Origin of the sequence: Ketobacter sp. MCCC 1A13808, from assembly GCF_009746715.1 — a bacterium.
Lineage (GTDB): Bacteria > Pseudomonadota > Gammaproteobacteria > Pseudomonadales > Ketobacteraceae > Ketobacter.
This window is the reverse complement of the sequence record NZ_VRKW01000004.1, coordinates 414,802-433,309: the sequence shown is the minus strand read 5'-3', so window position 1 is coordinate 433,309 and position 18,508 is coordinate 414,802. Positions and strand designations below refer to the sequence as shown.

General features: G+C 48.0%; 13 protein-coding genes. 7 read left to right on the top strand and 6 right to left on the bottom strand.

Annotated elements, in window-relative coordinates; translation table 11 throughout:
- A partial coding sequence (locus FT643_RS11235; protein ID WP_156871475.1) for an immunoglobulin-like domain-containing protein occupies positions 1-8,030 on the top strand: 8,030 nt, incomplete at its 5' end.
- Positions 8,031-8,061: 31 nt separating this feature from the next.
- On the top strand, positions 8,062-8,394 hold the full coding sequence (locus FT643_RS11230; protein WP_156871474.1) for a tryptophan synthase subunit beta like protein: 333 nt from the start codon (positions 8,062-8,064) through the stop codon (positions 8,392-8,394).
- Positions 8,395-8,426: 32 nt separating this feature from the next.
- Here FT643_RS11230 and FT643_RS11225 read toward each other — a convergent pair whose 3' ends face one another.
- The 3 genes from FT643_RS11225 to FT643_RS11215 all read right to left on the bottom strand — a co-directional run bounded on the left by FT643_RS11225 (position 8,427) and on the right by FT643_RS11215 (position 12,084).
- The gene (locus tag FT643_RS11225; protein ID WP_156871473.1) at positions 8,427-10,355 is read right to left on the bottom strand and encodes a bifunctional diguanylate cyclase/phosphodiesterase; all 1,929 of its coding nucleotides are present in this window, start codon (positions 10,353-10,355) and stop codon (positions 8,427-8,429) included.
- 23 nt (positions 10,356-10,378) lie between these two features.
- A complete protein-coding gene (locus FT643_RS11220) occupies positions 10,379-11,041 on the bottom strand; it encodes a transglutaminase-like cysteine peptidase (RefSeq protein WP_198043491.1) in 663 nt (220 codons plus the stop codon).
- 248 nt (positions 11,042-11,289) lie between these two features.
- On the bottom strand, positions 11,290-12,084 hold the full coding sequence (locus FT643_RS11215) for an XRE family transcriptional regulator (protein WP_156871472.1): 795 nt from the start codon (positions 12,082-12,084) through the stop codon (positions 11,290-11,292).
- Between the two features lie 222 nt (positions 12,085-12,306).
- Here FT643_RS11215 and FT643_RS11210 point away from each other — a divergent pair, with 222 nt between their 5' ends.
- From FT643_RS11210 to FT643_RS11200, 3 genes are all read left to right on the top strand, one after another.
- Positions 12,307-12,756: a response regulator gene (locus FT643_RS11210; RefSeq protein ID WP_198043490.1), complete on the top strand. Its 450-nt coding sequence runs from the start codon at positions 12,307-12,309 to the stop codon at positions 12,754-12,756.
- Entirely contained in the window at positions 12,753-13,553 is an 801-nt protein-coding gene (locus tag FT643_RS11205; protein WP_156871471.1) for an MOSC domain-containing protein, read from the top strand. Before FT643_RS11210 ends, FT643_RS11205 begins: the two co-directional genes overlap by 4 nt.
- 112 nt (positions 13,554-13,665) lie before the next feature.
- A complete protein-coding gene (locus FT643_RS11200; RefSeq protein WP_156871470.1) occupies positions 13,666-14,379 on the top strand; it encodes a DUF6901 family protein in 714 nt (237 codons plus the stop codon).
- Here FT643_RS11200 and FT643_RS11195 read toward each other — a convergent pair.
- Entirely contained in the window at positions 14,371-14,811 is a 441-nt protein-coding gene (locus FT643_RS11195; protein ID WP_156871469.1) for a universal stress protein, read from the bottom strand. The two genes, FT643_RS11200 and FT643_RS11195, sit on opposite strands and share 9 nt — an antisense overlap.
- 171 nt (positions 14,812-14,982) lie before the next feature.
- On the opposite strand from FT643_RS11195, the gene FT643_RS11190 reads away from it, so the two are divergent.
- Positions 14,983-15,480, top strand: a complete 498-nt coding sequence (locus FT643_RS11190; RefSeq protein ID WP_156871468.1) for a hypothetical protein — start codon at positions 14,983-14,985, stop codon at positions 15,478-15,480.
- 16 nt (positions 15,481-15,496) lie between these two features.
- On the opposite strand, the gene FT643_RS11185 is transcribed toward FT643_RS11190, so the two are convergent.
- Positions 15,497-16,378 (bottom strand): sterol desaturase family protein, encoded by an 882-nt coding sequence (locus FT643_RS11185; protein WP_156871467.1) that lies wholly within the window; start codon positions 16,376-16,378, stop codon positions 15,497-15,499.
- Between the two features lie 143 nt (positions 16,379-16,521).
- Between FT643_RS11185 and FT643_RS11180 the strand changes: the two genes are divergently transcribed.
- Positions 16,522-17,532, top strand: coding sequence for an AraC family transcriptional regulator (locus FT643_RS11180; RefSeq protein WP_156871466.1), 1,011 nt, complete (start codon positions 16,522-16,524; stop codon positions 17,530-17,532).
- Here FT643_RS11180 and FT643_RS11175 read toward each other — a convergent pair.
- Positions 17,525-18,307 carry a hypothetical protein gene (locus FT643_RS11175; RefSeq protein WP_156871465.1) on the bottom strand — a complete coding sequence of 261 codons (783 nt, stop codon included), beginning with the start codon at positions 18,305-18,307 and terminating at the stop codon, positions 17,525-17,527. The two genes, FT643_RS11180 and FT643_RS11175, sit on opposite strands and share 8 nt — an antisense overlap.
- Positions 18,308-18,508: the final 201 nt, after the last annotated feature.

Sequence of the window (18,508 nt, the reverse complement as noted above, 5' to 3'; positions counted from 1 at the left end):
GCGGTGGTAATTTTGAGAATCTGGTAGCAGACAGCGATGCTGCAACGACCACGATTAATGATGATGCGGATGAAACCAATCTAACGCTTACTGCAACCGATACAGTCAGTGAAGGTGGCACTATTACCTACACAGCCTCTTTAGATAACCCGGCCGACACGGCGATGACGGTTACTCTGAGCAACGGCGAAGTCATCAATATTGCAGTCGGCGAGACTACCGGCACCGTCGATGTTGTCGCGAGTGACGATGTTTATAGTGGCGGTGATACGGCTTCCGCCACGATAGCTTCAACCAGCGGTGGGAACTTCGAGAACCTGGTCGTCGATAATGCTCCGGCATCCACCACGATCAGCGACGATGCGGATGAATCGAACCTGACATTGTCAGCGACTGACACAGTAACTGAAGGCGGCACGATCACCTATACGGCTACGTTGGATAACCCGGCCGATACGGCAATGACCGTTACCTTAAGTAATGGCGAAGTGATCAGCATCGCAGCGGGCGATACGTCCGGAACAGTCGATGTAATTGCAAGCGATGATGCTTATGCGGGCGGCGATACCGCTTCGGCATCGATTACGTCAACCAGCGGTGGGAACTTCGAGAACTTGGTTGTCGATGCAACTCCAGCAACCACCACGATCAATGATGATGTAGACACAACCAACGTTACCCTGTCTGCAACCGACACGGTGGCTGAAGGCGGAACCATCACGTACACGGCCACGCTGGATAACCCAGCCGATACGGCAATGACCGTTACCTTGAGTAATGGTGAAGTGATTAACATCGCAGCGGGCGATACGTCCGGAACAGTCGATGTAATTGCAAGCGACGATGTTTATGCAGGCGGCGATACCGCTTCGGCAGCGATCACGTCAACCAGTGGCGGGAACTTCGAAAATCTGGTTGTCGATGAGACCCCGGCAACGACCACAATAAACGACGATGCAGACACAACCAACGTTACCCTGTCAGCGACTGATACGGTCAGCGAAGGTGGCACGATTACCTACACGGCTACGCTGGATAACCCAGCCGACACGGCGATGACGGTAACTCTGAGCAACGGCGAAGTCATTAATATTGCAGCCGGCGAGACTACCGGCACCGTCGATGTTGTCGCAAGCGACGATGTGTACGCGGGCGGCGATGCCGCTTCGGCATCGATTACGTCAACCAGCGGTGGGAACTTCGAGAACTTGGTTGTCGATGCAACTCCAGCAACGACCACGATCAATGATGATGTAGACACAACCAACGTTACCCTGTCTGCAACCGACACGGTGGCTGAAGGCGGAACCATCACGTACACGGCCACGCTGGATAACCCAGCCGATACGGCAATGACCGTTACCTTGAGTAATGGTGAAGTGATTAACATCGCAGCGGGCGATACGTCCGGAACAGTCGATGTTATTGCAAGCGATGATGCTTATGCGGGCGGCGATACCGCTTCGGCAGCGATCACGTCAACCAGCGGTGGGAACTTCGAGAACTTGATTGTCGATGATACCCCGGCAACGACCACGATTAACGACGATGCAGACGCGACCAACGTTACCCTGTCAGCGACTGATACGGTCAGCGAAGGTGGCACTATCACGTACACGGCCACGCTAGACAACCCAGCGGCCAGCGCGATGACGGTCACGCTAAGCAACGGTCTTGTAATCTCAATTGCAGCCGGTACCGTGAGCGGAACTATAGATGCAACAGCCAGCGATGATGTTTATGCGGGTGGTGATTCTGCTTCCGCCGCCATCACCGCAACCGAAGGTGGTGGTTTTGAAAATCTGGTTGCCGATACCAGTGCGGCAACTACGTCCATCACAGACGACGGTGATGTGACTAATCTGACTCTGACTGCCTCAGATACAGTCAGCGAAGGTGGCACGATCACGTACACCGCCACCCTGGATAACCCGGCTGGCACCGCGATGACGGTCACGTTGAATAATGGACAAGTAATCAGTATCGCTGCAGGAGCCACTTCCGGTACCGTTGATGTTATCGCAAGCGATGATGTCTATGGTGGCGGCGATACAGCCAGTGCAGCCATTGATTCTGTCAGCGGTGGAAATTTTGAGAATCTGGTAGCAGATAGCGATGCTGCAACCACGACCATCAATGATGATGCGGATGAAACCAGTCTGACATTGTCAGCGACTGACACGGTTAGCGAAGGTGGCACAATTACCTACACAGCTACGCTGGATAATCCTGCTGGTACCGCGATGACCGTTACTTTGAGTAATGGACAAGTAATCAGTATAGCTGCAGGAGCCACTTCCGGTACCGTTGATGTTATCGCAAGCGATGATGTTTATGGCGGCGGCGATACAGCCAGTGCGGCCATTGATTCTGTCAGCGGTGGTAATTTTGAGAATCTGGTAGCAGACAGTGATGCTGCAACGACCACGATCAATGATGATGCAGATGAAACCAATCTGACACTGGCAGCGACTGACACAGTAACTGAAGGCGGCACCATCACGTACACGGCTACGCTGGATAACCCAGCCGACACGGCAATGACCGTTACTTTGAGTAATGGTCAAGTAATTAGCATCGCTGCTGGAGCAACATCCGGCACGGTCGATGTTGTCGCGAGTGACGATGTCTATGCTGGTGGCGATACGGCTTCTGCCACAATAGTTTCTACCAGCGGTGGAAACTTCGAGAACCTGGTTGTCGATACAACTCCAGCAACCACCACGATCAGCGACGATGCGGATGAATCGAACCTGACATTGTCTGCGACTGACACGGTTAACGAAGGTGGCACGATTACCTACACGGCTACGCTGGATAACCCAGCCGACACGGCGATGACGGTTACTCTGAGTAATGGTGAAGTGATTAACATCGCAGCGGGCGATACGTCCGGAACAGTCGATGTAATTGCAAGCGATGATGCCTACGCGGGTGGTGACACTGCATCAGCAACGATTATCTCTACTAACGGTGGCAACTTCGAGAACTTGATTGTCGATGCAACCCCTGCAACGACCACAATAAACGATGATGCAGACACAACCAACGTTATCCTGTCAGCGACCGATACGGTGGCTGAAGGTGGCACCATCACCTACACGGCTACGCTAGACAACCCAGCGGCCAGCGCGATGACGGTCACGCTAAGCAACGGTCTTGTAATCTCAATTGCAGCCGGTGCTGTGAGCGGAACCATAGATGCAACAGCCAGCGATGATGTTTATGCCGGTGGTGATTCTTCTGCAGCTGCCATCACCTCAACCGATGGTGGCGGTTTTGAAAACCTGGTAGCCGATACCAATGCGGCAACAACGTCCATCACAGACGACGGTGATGTGACTAATCTGACTTTGACTGCCTCGGATACAGTCAGTGAAGGTGGCACGATTACGTATACCGCCAACCTGGATAACCCGGCTGGTACCGCGATGACGGTTACGTTGAATAATGGGCAAGTAATCAGTATCGCTGCAGGAGCCACTTCCGGTACCGTTGATGTTATCGCGAGTGACGATGTTTATGGCGGCGGCGATACAGCCAGTGCGGCCATTGATTCTGCCAGCGGTGGTAATTTTGAGAATCTGGTAGCAGACAGCGATGCTGCAACGACCACGATTAATGATGATGCGGATGAAACCAATCTAACACTTACTGCAACCGATACAGTCAGTGAAGGTGGCACAATTACCTACACAGCCTCTTTAGATAACCCGGCCGATACGGCAATGACCGTTACATTGAGTAATGGCGAAGTGATTAACATTGCAGCAGGCCAAACCTCCGGTACAGTCGATGTTGTTGCAGGTGGTGGCGACGAACAAGACGCGTCAATCGAATCAACTGCTGGCGGCAATTTCGAAAATCTAATCGTAGATGGTTCGCCTGCGAACACTTCTATTGTTGATTTGCCGCCCACTATAACAATTACCAATTTAACAGTTACTGAGGAAGCGGTAAGCGTTGGTGATGTTATTGCGACATTCGCTTCTTCCGATCCAGGAAATGACACGCTAAGCCACCAATTGCTCAATGACACGAATAACTATTTTGTGTTGGTTGGCAACGAAATTCAGCTAACTCAGAATGGCGTGGATGCAATAAACAATGACTCACTCAACTTATCGGAACTGGATATTACGGTTGAAGTTAGTGCAGGTGGGAAAACAGCGAATGATACTGGCGTATCAAATATAATCCGTGTTAATGAAGCACCGGAAACAGGATCTGACAGTTATTCCACTACAGAAGGCCTTAACCTAACAGTAGCCTCATCGAACGGCGTACTGGCCAATGATTCAGATCCTGAATCGGATTGGATGGTCGTTACCTCATTCGCTACCAATGCGAGCGGGTCCGGAGCGCAAACTGTAAACGGCACTAATACGGTAACCACAGAGCTCGGCGGAACCGTGACTCTCAATGCAGATGGATCGTTTTCGTATCAGCCACCGGCATCCGTCGATCATTCGCTGTCAGATCAACAGCAGGATAGTTTTGTATATCGCATTGGTGATGGCAATTCTGAATCTGCCTGGACGGCAGTAACCATTGATGTAAGTGACACAGCTCCAAACGCAGTGAATGATGCGGACAGCGTGGGCTATGGGAATACGACCAACGGTAATCTAATAAGCGGAGAGGGCGGGAATGGCGCAGACAATATTGGTCAGGACGCTACCACAGTCCACTCGGTTGAATTTAATGGTGTTAACTACTCAACATTCGATGCTAATAACCAGATCACGATAGACGCGGAATATGGAACCTTAACGGTAAACAGGGACGGAACGTATTCCTATGAATCAACCTCCTCGCTTGAAGCCACTACAGTTGGCGGAGGTAATTTAGGGACCTGGAGTGGCGTCAATCTCTATGGTTTTCAAGCGGGCACCAGCTTTACTAATGGAAACAGACTCAACCTATCTGCTGCTGATGGTACCGGGAATATCATGTATCAAAACGGCGCAGGTCTAGGCATGAATTCAAATACATTCTTCGACCAAAGCACTCAATTAGATCAGCGTTACGGTAATGCTGAAGCCATCGCTATCGATTTGACAGAGTCCGCGTTGTCAGCGACGGTGACATTGGGAGCAGTGTCTGCAGATGATGGCGGGGTTTGGTATGCCTACGACTCGAACTTCAATTTGGTTGATTCAGGAATCTTTGCTGGAGGTACCACGCAGGTTCAGGTCAACACCGAATCAGCATTTCAGTATCTGGTGATGAGTGCATCAGATAACAATGATGATTATAATATTACCAGTTTGGAATATGTGACTGACCCTGAATTCAGCGAATCATTCAATTACACCATAATCGATGCAGACGGAGATACTTCGAGTGCAGAGCTGGTGGTAGATCACAGTGCACTTTCAGTGGCCGTAGCTGACACCAATACTGCGTATGAATCATCACTCCAATCTGGCACTGAGTATGGAGTTCGCTCTGCTACCAGCGAAGGCAACTTACTGGATAACGATGAGGCAGTATCAGCAGAAACCAGTATCACTGAAATCGTGTTCGATGGTGTTACTTACACACCGGATAGTGCCGGAAGAATATTTGTTGATTCACCGCAAGGTTCATTGATTGTGTATACCCGGGATGATGCGGCCAATAATGTTAAAGCGGGGGATTATGAATATACCATCGACTCGAATAATTTATCGGGCGATGACTCCAGTGAGGTTTTCGGCTACACACTTAGCAATGGAACCGCTTCAAGCAGCAGTGAGCTAACTATCAATATTGTTGATGACGCTCCTATCAGCAATGATACAGAGAAAACGCTTTCCTCAGATGGTGCCGCTCAAACATATAATCTGGTAATCGTGTTAGACCGATCCGGCAGTATGGGATGGGATGTCAATGGACGAAACAGTAATGCAAATGGATTTGATCCCGATAGTGTACGAATGGACATAGCCAGAGATGCATTAGAACAGTTGTTTGAGTCTTATGACGTTATAGGGAATGTCAACATCCAGATCGTCGATTTTTCTGATAACGTGACTAGTTCCCAGTGGTACACTGATGATTTGAATGGAGCCAATGAGTATTTGTCAGGAGTAACTCCGAACGGAGGTACTCATTACAGTACAGCTCTTGATGAGGTGATGAATGATTTTGCTCCCCCAGCAGGGGACAAGACGCTGGTCTACTTTATTTCAGATGGTGAGCCGACCAACAATTATGGCGTGTCAGGTGCACAGCAAACTACTTGGGAAACGTTCCTTGATGACAACAACGTAGATATGTCCTTTGGTATCGGTATCGGAAGGGTTAGCGTCGATTCGCTTGAGCCAATCGCTTACCCTAATGTCGATTACAACGGCGACGGTGTGGAAGACTATGCTATCCAGGTTTCTGACGCCAACGGACTGGCTACCACACTGTTGAGCACACTGGATACCGGTATTATTTCCGGGTCTATATCTATATTGGCTGGTGAAGGCGCTGCAGGTTTGTATGTCGGAGCCGATGGTGGCTACATTCAAAGTGTGGTCATAGATGGGCAGACATATACCTACAATCCGGGAGTGAGTGATAGTGTCGTAGTGAACACAGCCTTGGGTGGTAAGCTCACTGTGAACTATGTGAGTGGTGAATATTTCTATCAGGTCGGTTATGACGAAACGACCGTGGGCGAACAAGAGGTATTTACCATTACAGCTATTGATGGAGACGGTGATTCCATCACAGCAGACTTAACAATCAATCTGGAATATACACCAGCGTTGGATGCGAATCGTGACACACTCCTGACCAACGTTGAGGATGGTTCTGTTATTGTGATTCCGGACAAAGCGTTGTTATTCAATGATACTGCCGGGATTAGTGCTGAGGTTGCTTCCGTTGACAACCCTATTGGCGGTTCAGTGTCACGATCGGGCGCGACGGAATTCATTGTAGAAAGCGCGAATGCACCGCTCAGTGAATCGGATTTTAGTGCTGTTGCAACTCAAATAAGCGAGCAGGGTGGGGATAGTGAAACGATTGGACTTAATAATTCGATTGCAAATGCTTTCGATTTTACCCGATCCTATTTCGGTGCAGACGGTTCTTCACTTGCCGGGCTTGATACGAGTGGATACAGTGCAGCGTACACTGGCAGGCTGGAAAACAACGGCCTCATCAGTGGCTCCGATCAGGATTGGTTGAAAATCTCATTAGCTGAGGGTGAATTTATTTGGTTTGATATTGATGGCGCTAGTTCAACAGTACAAATCAATGTCTATGACGCTGCTGGCGTTTATCTCGAAACGATCGACGACAACGGTCAGCCTTGGGGTGGATATACAGCAGGAGACACTGGCGAGTATTTTGTGCAGATAACAACAGCAGACGCCAGCTCAACCGATTATCAATTATATATGTCCATTGATACGTCGAATGCTAATTATGAAGGTCCAGATCTCGGATTTGAGTACACGCTTGAAGATGACGGCCATTCCGATAGCACAAAAGTGGATATTCATTCTGTTGGAGACGGCAATCCCATTATAGGCACCGAAGACGATGAAATTCTCGTGGGGGGGTCTACTGATGATGCGCTTTATGGGCAGTCAGGTTCCGATGCTCTGGTAGGCGGAGCGGGTGACGACACGCTTGATGGTGGCGATGACGATGACCTGCTGATTGGTGGTACCGGTGAAGACACATTAACCGGCGGGCTCGGATCGGATATTTTTGCCTGGGAACTCAATGACGGAGGGATTCTCGGGGTGGTATCGACTGATGTTGTGACCGATTTTGAATCTTCCGATGTACTTGATTTAAGGGATTTGTTGGTGGATGAATCTGAGTCCAGCCTGACTGAATATTTATATGTTGAAGAGCAGGGCGGTAATACCATCGTACATGTCAGTAGTACAGGCGGTTTTAGTGACGGTGTCTATAATGCCATTTCAGAAGACCAGACGATTGAGCTCAGTGGTGTAGATTTGGTTTCACAGTTCGGCGGTGATCAAAATGCAATTATTCAGGATTTGATTAATAGCGGAAAGCTTTTAACTGACCTCTAATTCGTGCAGCTGAGATATGAAGGAAAACGTGATGCCCTTTGTTAAAAGAGATGAATCCGGTGCCATCGTTGCTGTTTGCCAACAGCGGGACGAGTACTTTTCTGAAGAGATTGAAAATGATGATATCCAGTTAAAAAGCTTTATGTATCAGCTAACTCAGCAACAGGGTTTGATGGGCGAGACGGACTTAGGCTTTATACGCGTCGTCGAGGATTTGATTGATGTGTTGATAGCAAAAAACTACATCCGATTTACCGACCTGCCTTCTGAAGCGCAGGCTAAAGTCAGAATACGGCAAACACTTAGAAATAAAGTAACCGGGCAGCTGGACCTATTATCAGACGAAGATGAAGGATTCTTTTAACTGTAAAATAGTGGATGCATCTGACTATCCGATTACTCTTTAAAATCCTTGGGGAAAAACGTGCCTGTACCGCCGTCTATCCCCAATTTCTTCAAGGCTTCCCACTCAGCCTCGGTTGTGACACCTTCCGCTATTGCCTTCAATCCAATCGAATGAAGGATGGTGCAGAAGCCTCTTAAAAATACCTGGTAAGGCACACTGGTATCGATATCGTGTATCAACGACCTGTCAATTTTGACGTAATCCAGGCCCAAGTCGTGAAGTTCTCCGATCCGGGTAACTTCCTGAGATACGTGTTCAATTCCTATTACGCATCTCAGGGGTTTTAATAGCTGACACAAATAGCGAAACCGTTCCAGATTCTGGAAAACGCCGAATTCAGGTACTTCGAGCCACAGTAACTCAACTTTATTTCCAAAACGCTCCAACATGTCGACTAATTGCCGTATGGCGCCTAGATCAGAAAGCAAGCCAGCTGATAAGTTGATCCCGATGTGTTCACCTTGTTTCTCTATCATATCCAGTGCGAGTTCGACTACAACCAAATCGAGCTGCGGCGCCAATCCCAGGCGGCTGATATGGGGCATGAATTCCCCCGCCATCAGCAATTGGCCATTTTCACTTTGCAAGCGAGCCGGTGTTTCATAGTGCATCAACCGGTTGCTAATGCTTACGACCGGGAAACGTTCAAGCGTGAGCCTTTTGTCGTTAAGTGCACTTTGCAGCAACCCGTTCCAATCAACTTTCTCCGTCCGTTCATTTTCAGACACCACACGAGATGGGACGTATATACAACTATCCGTGTCATCGTTTCCTGCACTTTCTAATACGCTGTCTAAGCGGGTAAGCAGGGTGCTGATGGTTTCTCCGAAGTGGTAGCTGGTGCACGACCCGAGCAACTTGACGTTAGGCAGACCAAGTTCGCGGCACACCTGAAGCAACATGGTCAAAATTTCTTTTCCGGATTCTGGTGGGACGTTGTCACCGGGGATAATGATAAGAAAATCCGATCCGTTCAATCTACCGGCCACCGCCTTACCGCTGACCCTGTCCTCGCACTCTCGCTGGAGTACTGCGCCAAAGCGTTTTAGCATGGCGTCCATCGTTTGGCGGCCTTCGGTTTTATTCAGACTGAACAGGTCACTGATACGTATTGTAATGAGTGCGCCGTATGCGCTGTCGTCGTCATTCTGTAAATAGGCGCGGAGGTGTCCGAGTACCGGTTCTCTGTTAAGAATGCCGGTTATCGTGTCGTGTTGCATATCCTTGCGCCAGCTATCCAGCTTTTTCGATTCATCATCCAGCATCTTTCGAACATGGGCAGACAACTTATTCATTGATCGAACCACTTCTTTGAATTCGGTTGTGCGGGGTTCCTGAGTAGTAATAAACCGTCTTTCTCCGATGGCTTGCGCATGCTCAACGGTTCTATTTAGAGGTCGTATGATAATCTTAAGTAGAAGCGAACCGATGATTCCGCACAGAACGGATACCGCCAAAAAATAGTAAGTGAGGCGCTTTGTGTTATTCCAAAGCTGTTTATATCCGAACCGGGTTTGACTGCTTAACGAAAGGGTGCCAATTTGCTTCCAGCCGTCATTTACTTGAGCAATACCGGGTTGAATACTGATAGGGAATAATTTCATAAGCCACTTGGGGGCTTCTTTAAAATCACTATTATCTGCTTCTACATTGATAGAGCTACCGTCAACAAAATCCAACTTTATGAATTGGTAGTGCCCGATATCAAATTGAGAGTTAATCACTAATTCAGAGGTCATGTGGTCATCAGCAGTTTGACTCAAGGACAGTGCAATGGAGGTTACATTATCGATATTGCTTCTGAATAGCTGTTCTTCAAGGTAGTACTTTGCAGAAAGGCTGCTAACAAAAAAACTGCCGATGAAAGCGGCTGACATCATTGCTAAAATAGATATCCAAAGCTGTTTGTGTAGTGACATAACTTATATCATCCAACCAATGTTCATAATGTATCAAGTCCCTCTGCCCGCATTCTCAGCAATACATCCCGCCATCTGGAGAGTCTTGTTTCCGGTTTATTCGCTTTCGCTTTACTGTCATTGCCAATCCATAATCCGTTGCTGTTAAAACTGAATACAGGTACCAGATCAGATCGTTGAGAGGCCGGGCGTATTTCAGTGCTCAAATTATCTAATATGAACGGTTCTGATGTAGGTGTAGTGTAATAGGCGACAACCATATGTGCTTGTGGCTTGGATAGGCCAATATCCGCCTTTACATAAACCAGGCGCAGTTGTTCATCGGGGATGCCCAGTTTCAGTAACGACACGTATTTTGCAATGCTAAAGTCTTCGCAATCTCCCTGCTGAATACCCATAGTTTGCAGCGGGGTTGCCCAATAATCGGATTTGCCCCAGATTTCCTGGTCGCTCCGGAACGCAACATTTTGGTTAAAGAAGTCATTTACCATTAGCAGCTTTTCGTTTGTCCCCGTTTTTCCGGCATTGTCCAACATGTCTTTCCAGCGGCGAACTGTATCCGAGCCCTGCTTGCCATAGAGTGCTTCCGCTTCCTTTAGAAAGCGACTGTCAGTGGGTTCAGCAATGACAGCTAAGGAAATTGCCAGGGCAGATATATAGGTGAGTATCCGGTATCGGGACGTCATACCTAATCTACCTGACAAGCTTTTTATTCAGGAAGGCATCCGCCAGCAGGGTTCCTTGGAAACATCTAGATGTCATTCAGTGCTCGTTGGTAATCGAATTTGGCTTCACTCAAATAATTCTAGTTGTATCAGGGGATTAGGCAAAAAATGAGGGGTAGAAATTGAGCCGCTGGTTGGGTATTTACGGGTGTTGTGTGGCAGGGCAATGGCAATCTAAGTGCAGGAGGCCTTCGAGAGCAAGACCTACACTATTCTTCTACTTTTTGAGACAGCTTCTGAACCTGTTCTTTTAGGGTCTTAATATCGGATTCGAGCGCTTCCATTTTATTTGCATCAACCAGGTGGTTTTTAACAAAAACACTGGTGATTTTTGCCTGGATCTTCCAAAGCTCAATAACCTCCGATAAGGGCAGTGAGTAGGTTTTGAATTCGGCGTTATCACTTTTTAGAATGAGAAAACCTTTGTCCTCTTCATAAAAGTAAACTCGCTTGGCGATAATGCCTTCTTCACTGATCACAATACAGATGGAGCCATTTTCAATTTTATCCCAATCGTCAATGAACTCACTTACCACTATCTCTCTGGGATAGATGGTAGGGGTCATGCTATCACCGCTGATTTCAAACAGTCGGTAATTGCCTTCCTCGTATCCCGGAATTTTATAAACATCTAAAGTTTTCAGGTACTCCACGTCCTGGCAATTTTTGATGTATCCGGCTTGAGCCTCCTCTTTAATCATGGGAATCAGAATACTGTCATTGATATCCCGGGTGATCACCGACTGCTTACGTTCATTTTCACTATTATTTTTATTACCGCTCAAAAATTGATTTCCTTGACCATTAATCAACCAGTTGCAGTTGATGTTGAAGACCTGACTTATTTGAGTGAGCGTATCCAGTGACAATTTGGATTTTCCGGTCTCCAGCCGGGAAAGCGCACCCTGGGTAATCCCTATGCTGTCAGAAAAGTCCTTTTGCGATAGAGACAGGAGTTCGCGGAGTTGTATCAATCTGGATTTAGTCGATTCACGTTTTGTCATTTTGTCTCGGTATATTAATATAGTTATATCATGGGATTCAATATGACTATATTAATAAATCCTGTGTTATGATTGAGGGTAAGGTATCAATTAATGCACGTCGTTCCAGGCAGGTAGTGAACAACAAAGGCTGCAAATAGCGTGCATCGGCCAACCTTAAATTGACCGGCGCAGTGTAACACGCATCTAGACAATAACATTCATCCGAAGGAATGCCGCACAATGCCAATGACTACCTCTGTTGAACTGAAGTCGCACCCATTCCTGGTCGTGGCGGAAGACGATCTGGACGATCAATTGCTAATTAGAGACGCACTTGTGGACAATGGCATGAGCGTGAGCGATATTATTTTCGTGAACGATGGAGATGAACTACTGCAAATCCTACCTTCACTCCAGCCTTGCCCGGTTGTGATCATGCTGGATCTGAATATGCCTAAGATGGATGGCCGGGAAGCGTTGCAGGAAATAAAAAAGAACGATAGGTTTAAACATATTCCTGTGATTATTTTCACAACCTCCAGTGCCGATGAAGACGTCAAAATGACTTATGAGAGTGGCGGGAACACATTTTTTACCAAGCCGGCTTTATACGAAGAATTAGTCGAGGTGACCGGTCTGATTCTTAGTTATTGGTTCGGAAAAGCCGAGTTTTGTAGTGTGAAAACTTGAGAGTAACCCAGCTTTTTATTCATCCGGTAAAATCTCTGGGTGGTATTTCAGTCCAATCCTACGCTGTTGATCGTTTTGGCCCGCAATGGGATCGGCGCTGGATGGTGGTGGACGAGCAGGGCCGGTTTATAACGCAGCGGCAATACGCCAAAATGGCACTAATCCGCACGTCGATGGATCAGGATCAGGTTACCCTGACGGTTCCTGATGGTTCTGAATTGCAGTTCAGTTCCCGAGAATTTAATTACGAAACGCCTGTTACTGTTTCGGTCTGGCGCGATCAGTGCGTAGCTTTGGAAGGTCGAGCCGAATTGAGCGAGTGGCTGAGCAATCAATTGGGCATTCCTTGCCGTTTAGTCTTTATGCCGGAGCAGTCTCGGCGATTGGTTGATACCGCTTATGCAGAAAACCGGGAAACGGTGAGTTTTGCCGATGGTTTTCCACTACTGCTGACCACCGAAGAGTCATTGCAAGACCTTAACCTCCGCTTGGGGTATACGGTTGGGATGAATCGCTTTCGTCCCAATTTGGTATTGGATGGAGAGCAACCCTGGCAAGAAGACACTTGGCAACGGCTGATCGTCGGTGAAGCGGAATTTGTAGTAGCCAAGCCCTGTTCCCGTTGTGCCATACCTACTATTGATCCTGAAACCGGCAGCAAGCAGCCAGAGGTATTTCGTACCTTGAAGCAATTTCGTCAACAGGATGGACAGGTTTTTTTCGGGCAGAATTTGCTGGTATCCAAGCCAGGGGTGGTGAGAGTAGGGGATATTGCCAGAGCCTTACCCCTGCGCTGAATCAACCATCAAGAGGTTAAGTTATAGGCCGGCTGGTGGCATCCAAGGAGCACACGTCTACACTGTAAGAAACAGGCGATACCGGAATAAGCCCGGTTAAGAGACGTAAAGTATGAACATTCATTACCGATTTGACATAGAAAATCAACCACTTGAGTACGATGTGGATGTGGATCGGGAGTTTGATTTCAGACAAAAGCGGGAAGACATACCGGAATGGACCAAACTCAGGCATAAGCAATGCCCTAACTGCCCGTTAACGGTAAAAGATTGTGAATATTGCCCAGCCGCGGTCGATTTAGCTAAAGTAGTGACCGATTTTCAGGGTTTACCAGCAATCAAGCAATCCGGTGTCAGCGTCGTTACGCCCGAGCGAGAATATTACAAACAAACCTCGTTAGAGGAGGGCTTACGTTCGTTAATGGGGCTGATAATGGCCACCAGTGATTGCCCCATTCTGCATCAGTTAAAACCCAATGCCCGCAATCATTTACCCTTTGCCACCCAGGATGACTTTATCATTCGTTCGACGGCGCTGTATTTATTGCGTCAGTATTTTAATTACCGGGAAGGCAAGCGGCCGGACTGGGAGTTGCAGGGCTTGATCAGTCTCAACGTGGAATTACAGACCCTGAATCAGGCGCTGTGGGAACGAATGAAAGACGCGTGTGATGGTGATTCTAATCTGAAAGCGTTGTTGAGCTTTCTGGATATGGCGTCCAGCGTTAGTTATTCGCTGGAGGGTCAGTTGCAGAAAGTGCGGGAACTGATGACAGATGAGCTGGAATCACCTGCCATCGATGTACGCGTTCAGGGCTTATTTTGACTTTTTAATGCGCACCGCGAGGACGTCAATTTCTGCGTGGTGCAGCACAGCGTTTGCGGTTGAACCCAATAACAACGCCAAACCATGACGGCCATGGCTGCCCATCACAATCAAATCCACATGCTTTTCTTTTCCGACTCTGAGAATTTCCTTCTCGGTTATACCCACTTCCAGATATTGGCGTTCAGGGGGAACACCTAACTGCGCTCCCAGCTCTTTTAATTGGGATTCTGCCTGTTTTTCAAGTTCCTTATGTAAATCCCCCAGGTCTACCGGAAATTCGCCCCCATAGGCTATCGAGATGGGCTCCAGTACATGAATAATACTGAGGGTGGCGGAGAACGTGTCTTTTAGGGCGGCGGCGCGGGCTGAGACATCTTCTGATTCCTGATTGAAATCGGCCGCTAACAATATATGTGAATATTGACTCATGGGATCATCCTTATCAAAACAAAGTATCTGGAGGTATCAACCGACACTAATCTATTAGATAATGCCCGGCCGTATTAATTCAAGCATTGTTTTGCATACGCTGGTTTGAGCCGAACCGGACAGCTAGGGTAAGTGGGACAACTCATTACTCAATAGAAAGGAATGTTCGGTTTGGTCTATGTGCTAATCGCAATTGCGATGCTCTTTATAATTGGCCCGATAGTGACTATGAGGCCATCGGCTAAAGAACGCCGGCAAGCGCGTATCCGTCAAGCTGCGTCGGAACGCGGTGTGTCAACGACGCCTATATCGTTAAAAACCAACAAAAAACTCAATCATTTATTACAGCGAAACCCCCATATCGAAAAGTATCATTGGTTTCGTTATCAGCTAGTGGCTAAGGAAGACGAGCCTTCGCCTTCAATAACCGGTGAGTGGACACAGCGCAAAGACCGTGATGGCACGTTAGTCTGGGAAGCCGCTGACATCAAACAACAGGAGCCGCCCCTGGTAGCTGAATTAATACAATTATGGCAGGCGCAGCAAAACGAAGATTTTCTTAAGCTGGAATTAACGCCCCGTGGGGCAGCGATCGTCTGGAATGAGCGCGGCGATGTTGCGGAAACCGAAGCTTTATGTGACTTACTCAAAAAGCTGATGCAAAGCTAAAGAGCCGATCCGGTGCTTACTGCTTTGCCGCGTCGGCATGGGTATTGTCGGAATAGTGTTGTTGCACGTATTCTGGGGGTTTGACCAGAATTTTCCAGTCGCGGTAGTGCCGTATATCCTGCCATAAAGATCGGAGTTCAAACAGTTGCAGGTAGACCGGATTATAGGGCTTTTCCGGCATTCGCGTGACGCCATAAACGATTTCCCCTGCCTCTTGCTCGTCTCGGAATGTACCGAATAATCGATCCCAAAAAATAAAGATCCCACCGAAATTAGTATCAATTTGCCCGGAATTCCGGCCGTGATGAACCCGGTGATGGGACGGTGTGTTGAATATTTTTTCGAGCCAGCCAAGGCGTTTAACCTGTTCGGTGTGCAGGAAAAATTGATACACCAGATTGCCTTCGATCGCTAACAACACCCAGTTTTTGTCAAACCCCACCAACGCTGCAGGAATCCACCATAGCAACCAGCCACCATTCAGGTCGTGAATGAAGTTTTGTCTTAAAGCAGTGGAAAAGTTCATGTGTTGGGATGAATGGTGAGTGACATGTCCGGCCCAAAACCAGCGTGTTTTGTGCATCAGAATATGATTCACATAAAAACAAAAATCCACCAACAGAATCAACATCAGGATACTGATAAAAGAGGCCTCGGGGCGCCATTGCCATCCAAACTGCCATACCCAGCTGTAGAACGCCTGTATGAACAGTGCGATGGCAATGCCATCCACCATTTTGTAAGAAAAACCGGTGCCGATGTTCGCCAGAGTTTCTTTAAAGTGATAGACGCTGTTCAGACCTTTGTGGCGAGTGTACCCCCATTCCACCAGAATGAATCCGACAAATACGGCGCCGAATATCAGCACAAAAAAAACAGCGTGTAAAACGTCAGACATGCAAATTACCTGCGTAGGGTGCTCTTAGAATGGGTAGATTACAGGGTAACCGAAAGTAAGGATTGACTATTTCAGGCATTTTTTTGACAATTACCGCCACTCGGGTCCAGCATTAACGTTTTCAGGTCCGGTGGAGTAAGCCAATGATGTTGGCAGAAATGAATGTGAGTGGTGATTTGGCGGCACTGTTGTTGCGTTTCATCGAGCAAAAGCAGCTGGACGCACCCGAATTGCAAAAGCAGCTGTGCCAATACCCCCCGGCCAGCCGCATGACGTTCCGTAGCTGGTGGTGTTATTTGGACCAACTACAAGCGTTAATGCCGAAGATCCCGATAGGCCTGGAGCTGGGGCTTGCTATCGAGCCGGCTTACTTGGGCGTACTGGGTTATCTGACCCTTTCCTGCGATACCGTTGCCGAAGCGTTGCAGCGTTTTGAGCACTACCAGCGTCTATTGCACGATGGCGAAACAGCCAGCACACGGCTGAGCCAAGATCAATTTTGTATTCACTGGAGTTCGCAATTTGGAATATCGACCCAGCTGTCCGATGAAGTGTTGATTATGGGGATGGTGAAAAATCTGCGTATTATCACCGGTAATAATGATTTACAGCCTTGCCGGGTGCAGTTTGTGGGCGCTCAGCCACAGGGGGGGATTGATTACCGGCGTTGGCTGGATTGCCCCGTCAGCTTTGAACAGCCGGAGTTAATGCTGTGTTTCCCGTTGGACTATCTCAAGCGTCCGGTATCGCACAGTGACCCGTCTTTAAAAAAACTGTTAGACCAGCAGGCTCAAGCTTTGTTGGATGTGATTCCCCGTCAGGAAGTATTTTACCAACAACTGCAACAGGCCATTGTCAAAGTGATTCAAAGCGGTACGCCAACCCAGGAGAAGGTGGCTTCGTTGTTGAAATTGTCAAGCCGAACCCTGCACCGGCGTTTGTATGAACAAGGCTTGGAATTCAGGACCTTGTTGAAGCAGACGCGTCTTCAATTGGCAAAACAATACCTGGCAGAGCGCAAACTCAGATTAACGGAAATTGCGTTATTGCTGGGGTATTCCGAGCAAAGTGCGTTTACTCGTGCCTTCCGTCAATGGAGTGGGGAAACCCCTTTGCAGTATCAAAGAAAATTGAGTGCTGCCGGCATTAGTTGACCTCTATCAGCGCTTGTAAATGCTCTACGATATTGTCGCCGTAACGGGTTACCAGAAAAGGCACCGGGTGATCTGGGTCTGATACCATGGTGCGCCCGAGAATATTCCATTTTGAGCGTACATCTTTGAGTGTGGCAGTGACTTCATCGCTATGCGGTGCGTGTTCCAGTTGCTGTAATTGGCGGTCAAATAGTAATGCCATTTGTTCCAATGTCAGATCGGCGCGTACGCCTGACTGTATCCAGCTATCGTCCAGGTAACGCAATGACATTTGCTGCATCAGCAAACTGAGCCGCGCCAACTGCTCCCAACCGGGCATGGCTTGGGACGCGCTCTGCGGAAACAAGGTCGAGTTGAGTTGTACCAGGCTTGTATACAGGCTCTTTGCGGATTCCCGGTAGCGGGCATCCACTGTTTGTTCCAGAAAACCACCGCGTTTGAGGCTGGCCATGCTGGAATTAAGTGATTGTGCCATGAAATTCCACTGACTTTGCATATTGCTGGATTCGGCTTCCAGGCCTTTGTGCTTAAGCTCACCCCGCAACTGCTCAAGCCGTTCTTTACAGGCAAGTAGATGGTCAGTCAACGCCCGGGTGTATTGCTTGTCTCCATTTGAGGACTGATATAAATGAAAGTACGCCATTACGGCAACGAGATGGCGTTGGGTCTGTATCAGATGCAGTTTCAACGCGGGATCGTGGGGCTGCGCCATTGCAAACGAGTTGATTAAAAAAAATACTATCAGTGAGGTTGCTATTCGCAGTCTGAAAATCATTACCGGCTATTCAGGTGTCTTTCTGAGTGGTGGCACCATTATTTTTACGATTGCGGGAAATGGCAAATCTGTTTTTAAAGTGCGGAACCCGTACCCAGCATGGTTGTCACATAACCTGTTGATAAATAATGATTTCACGATTTTTGTGCAGAATTAATTATCGTTAAATTTGGAAAAAAACCGGATAAGCACCTAAAAACA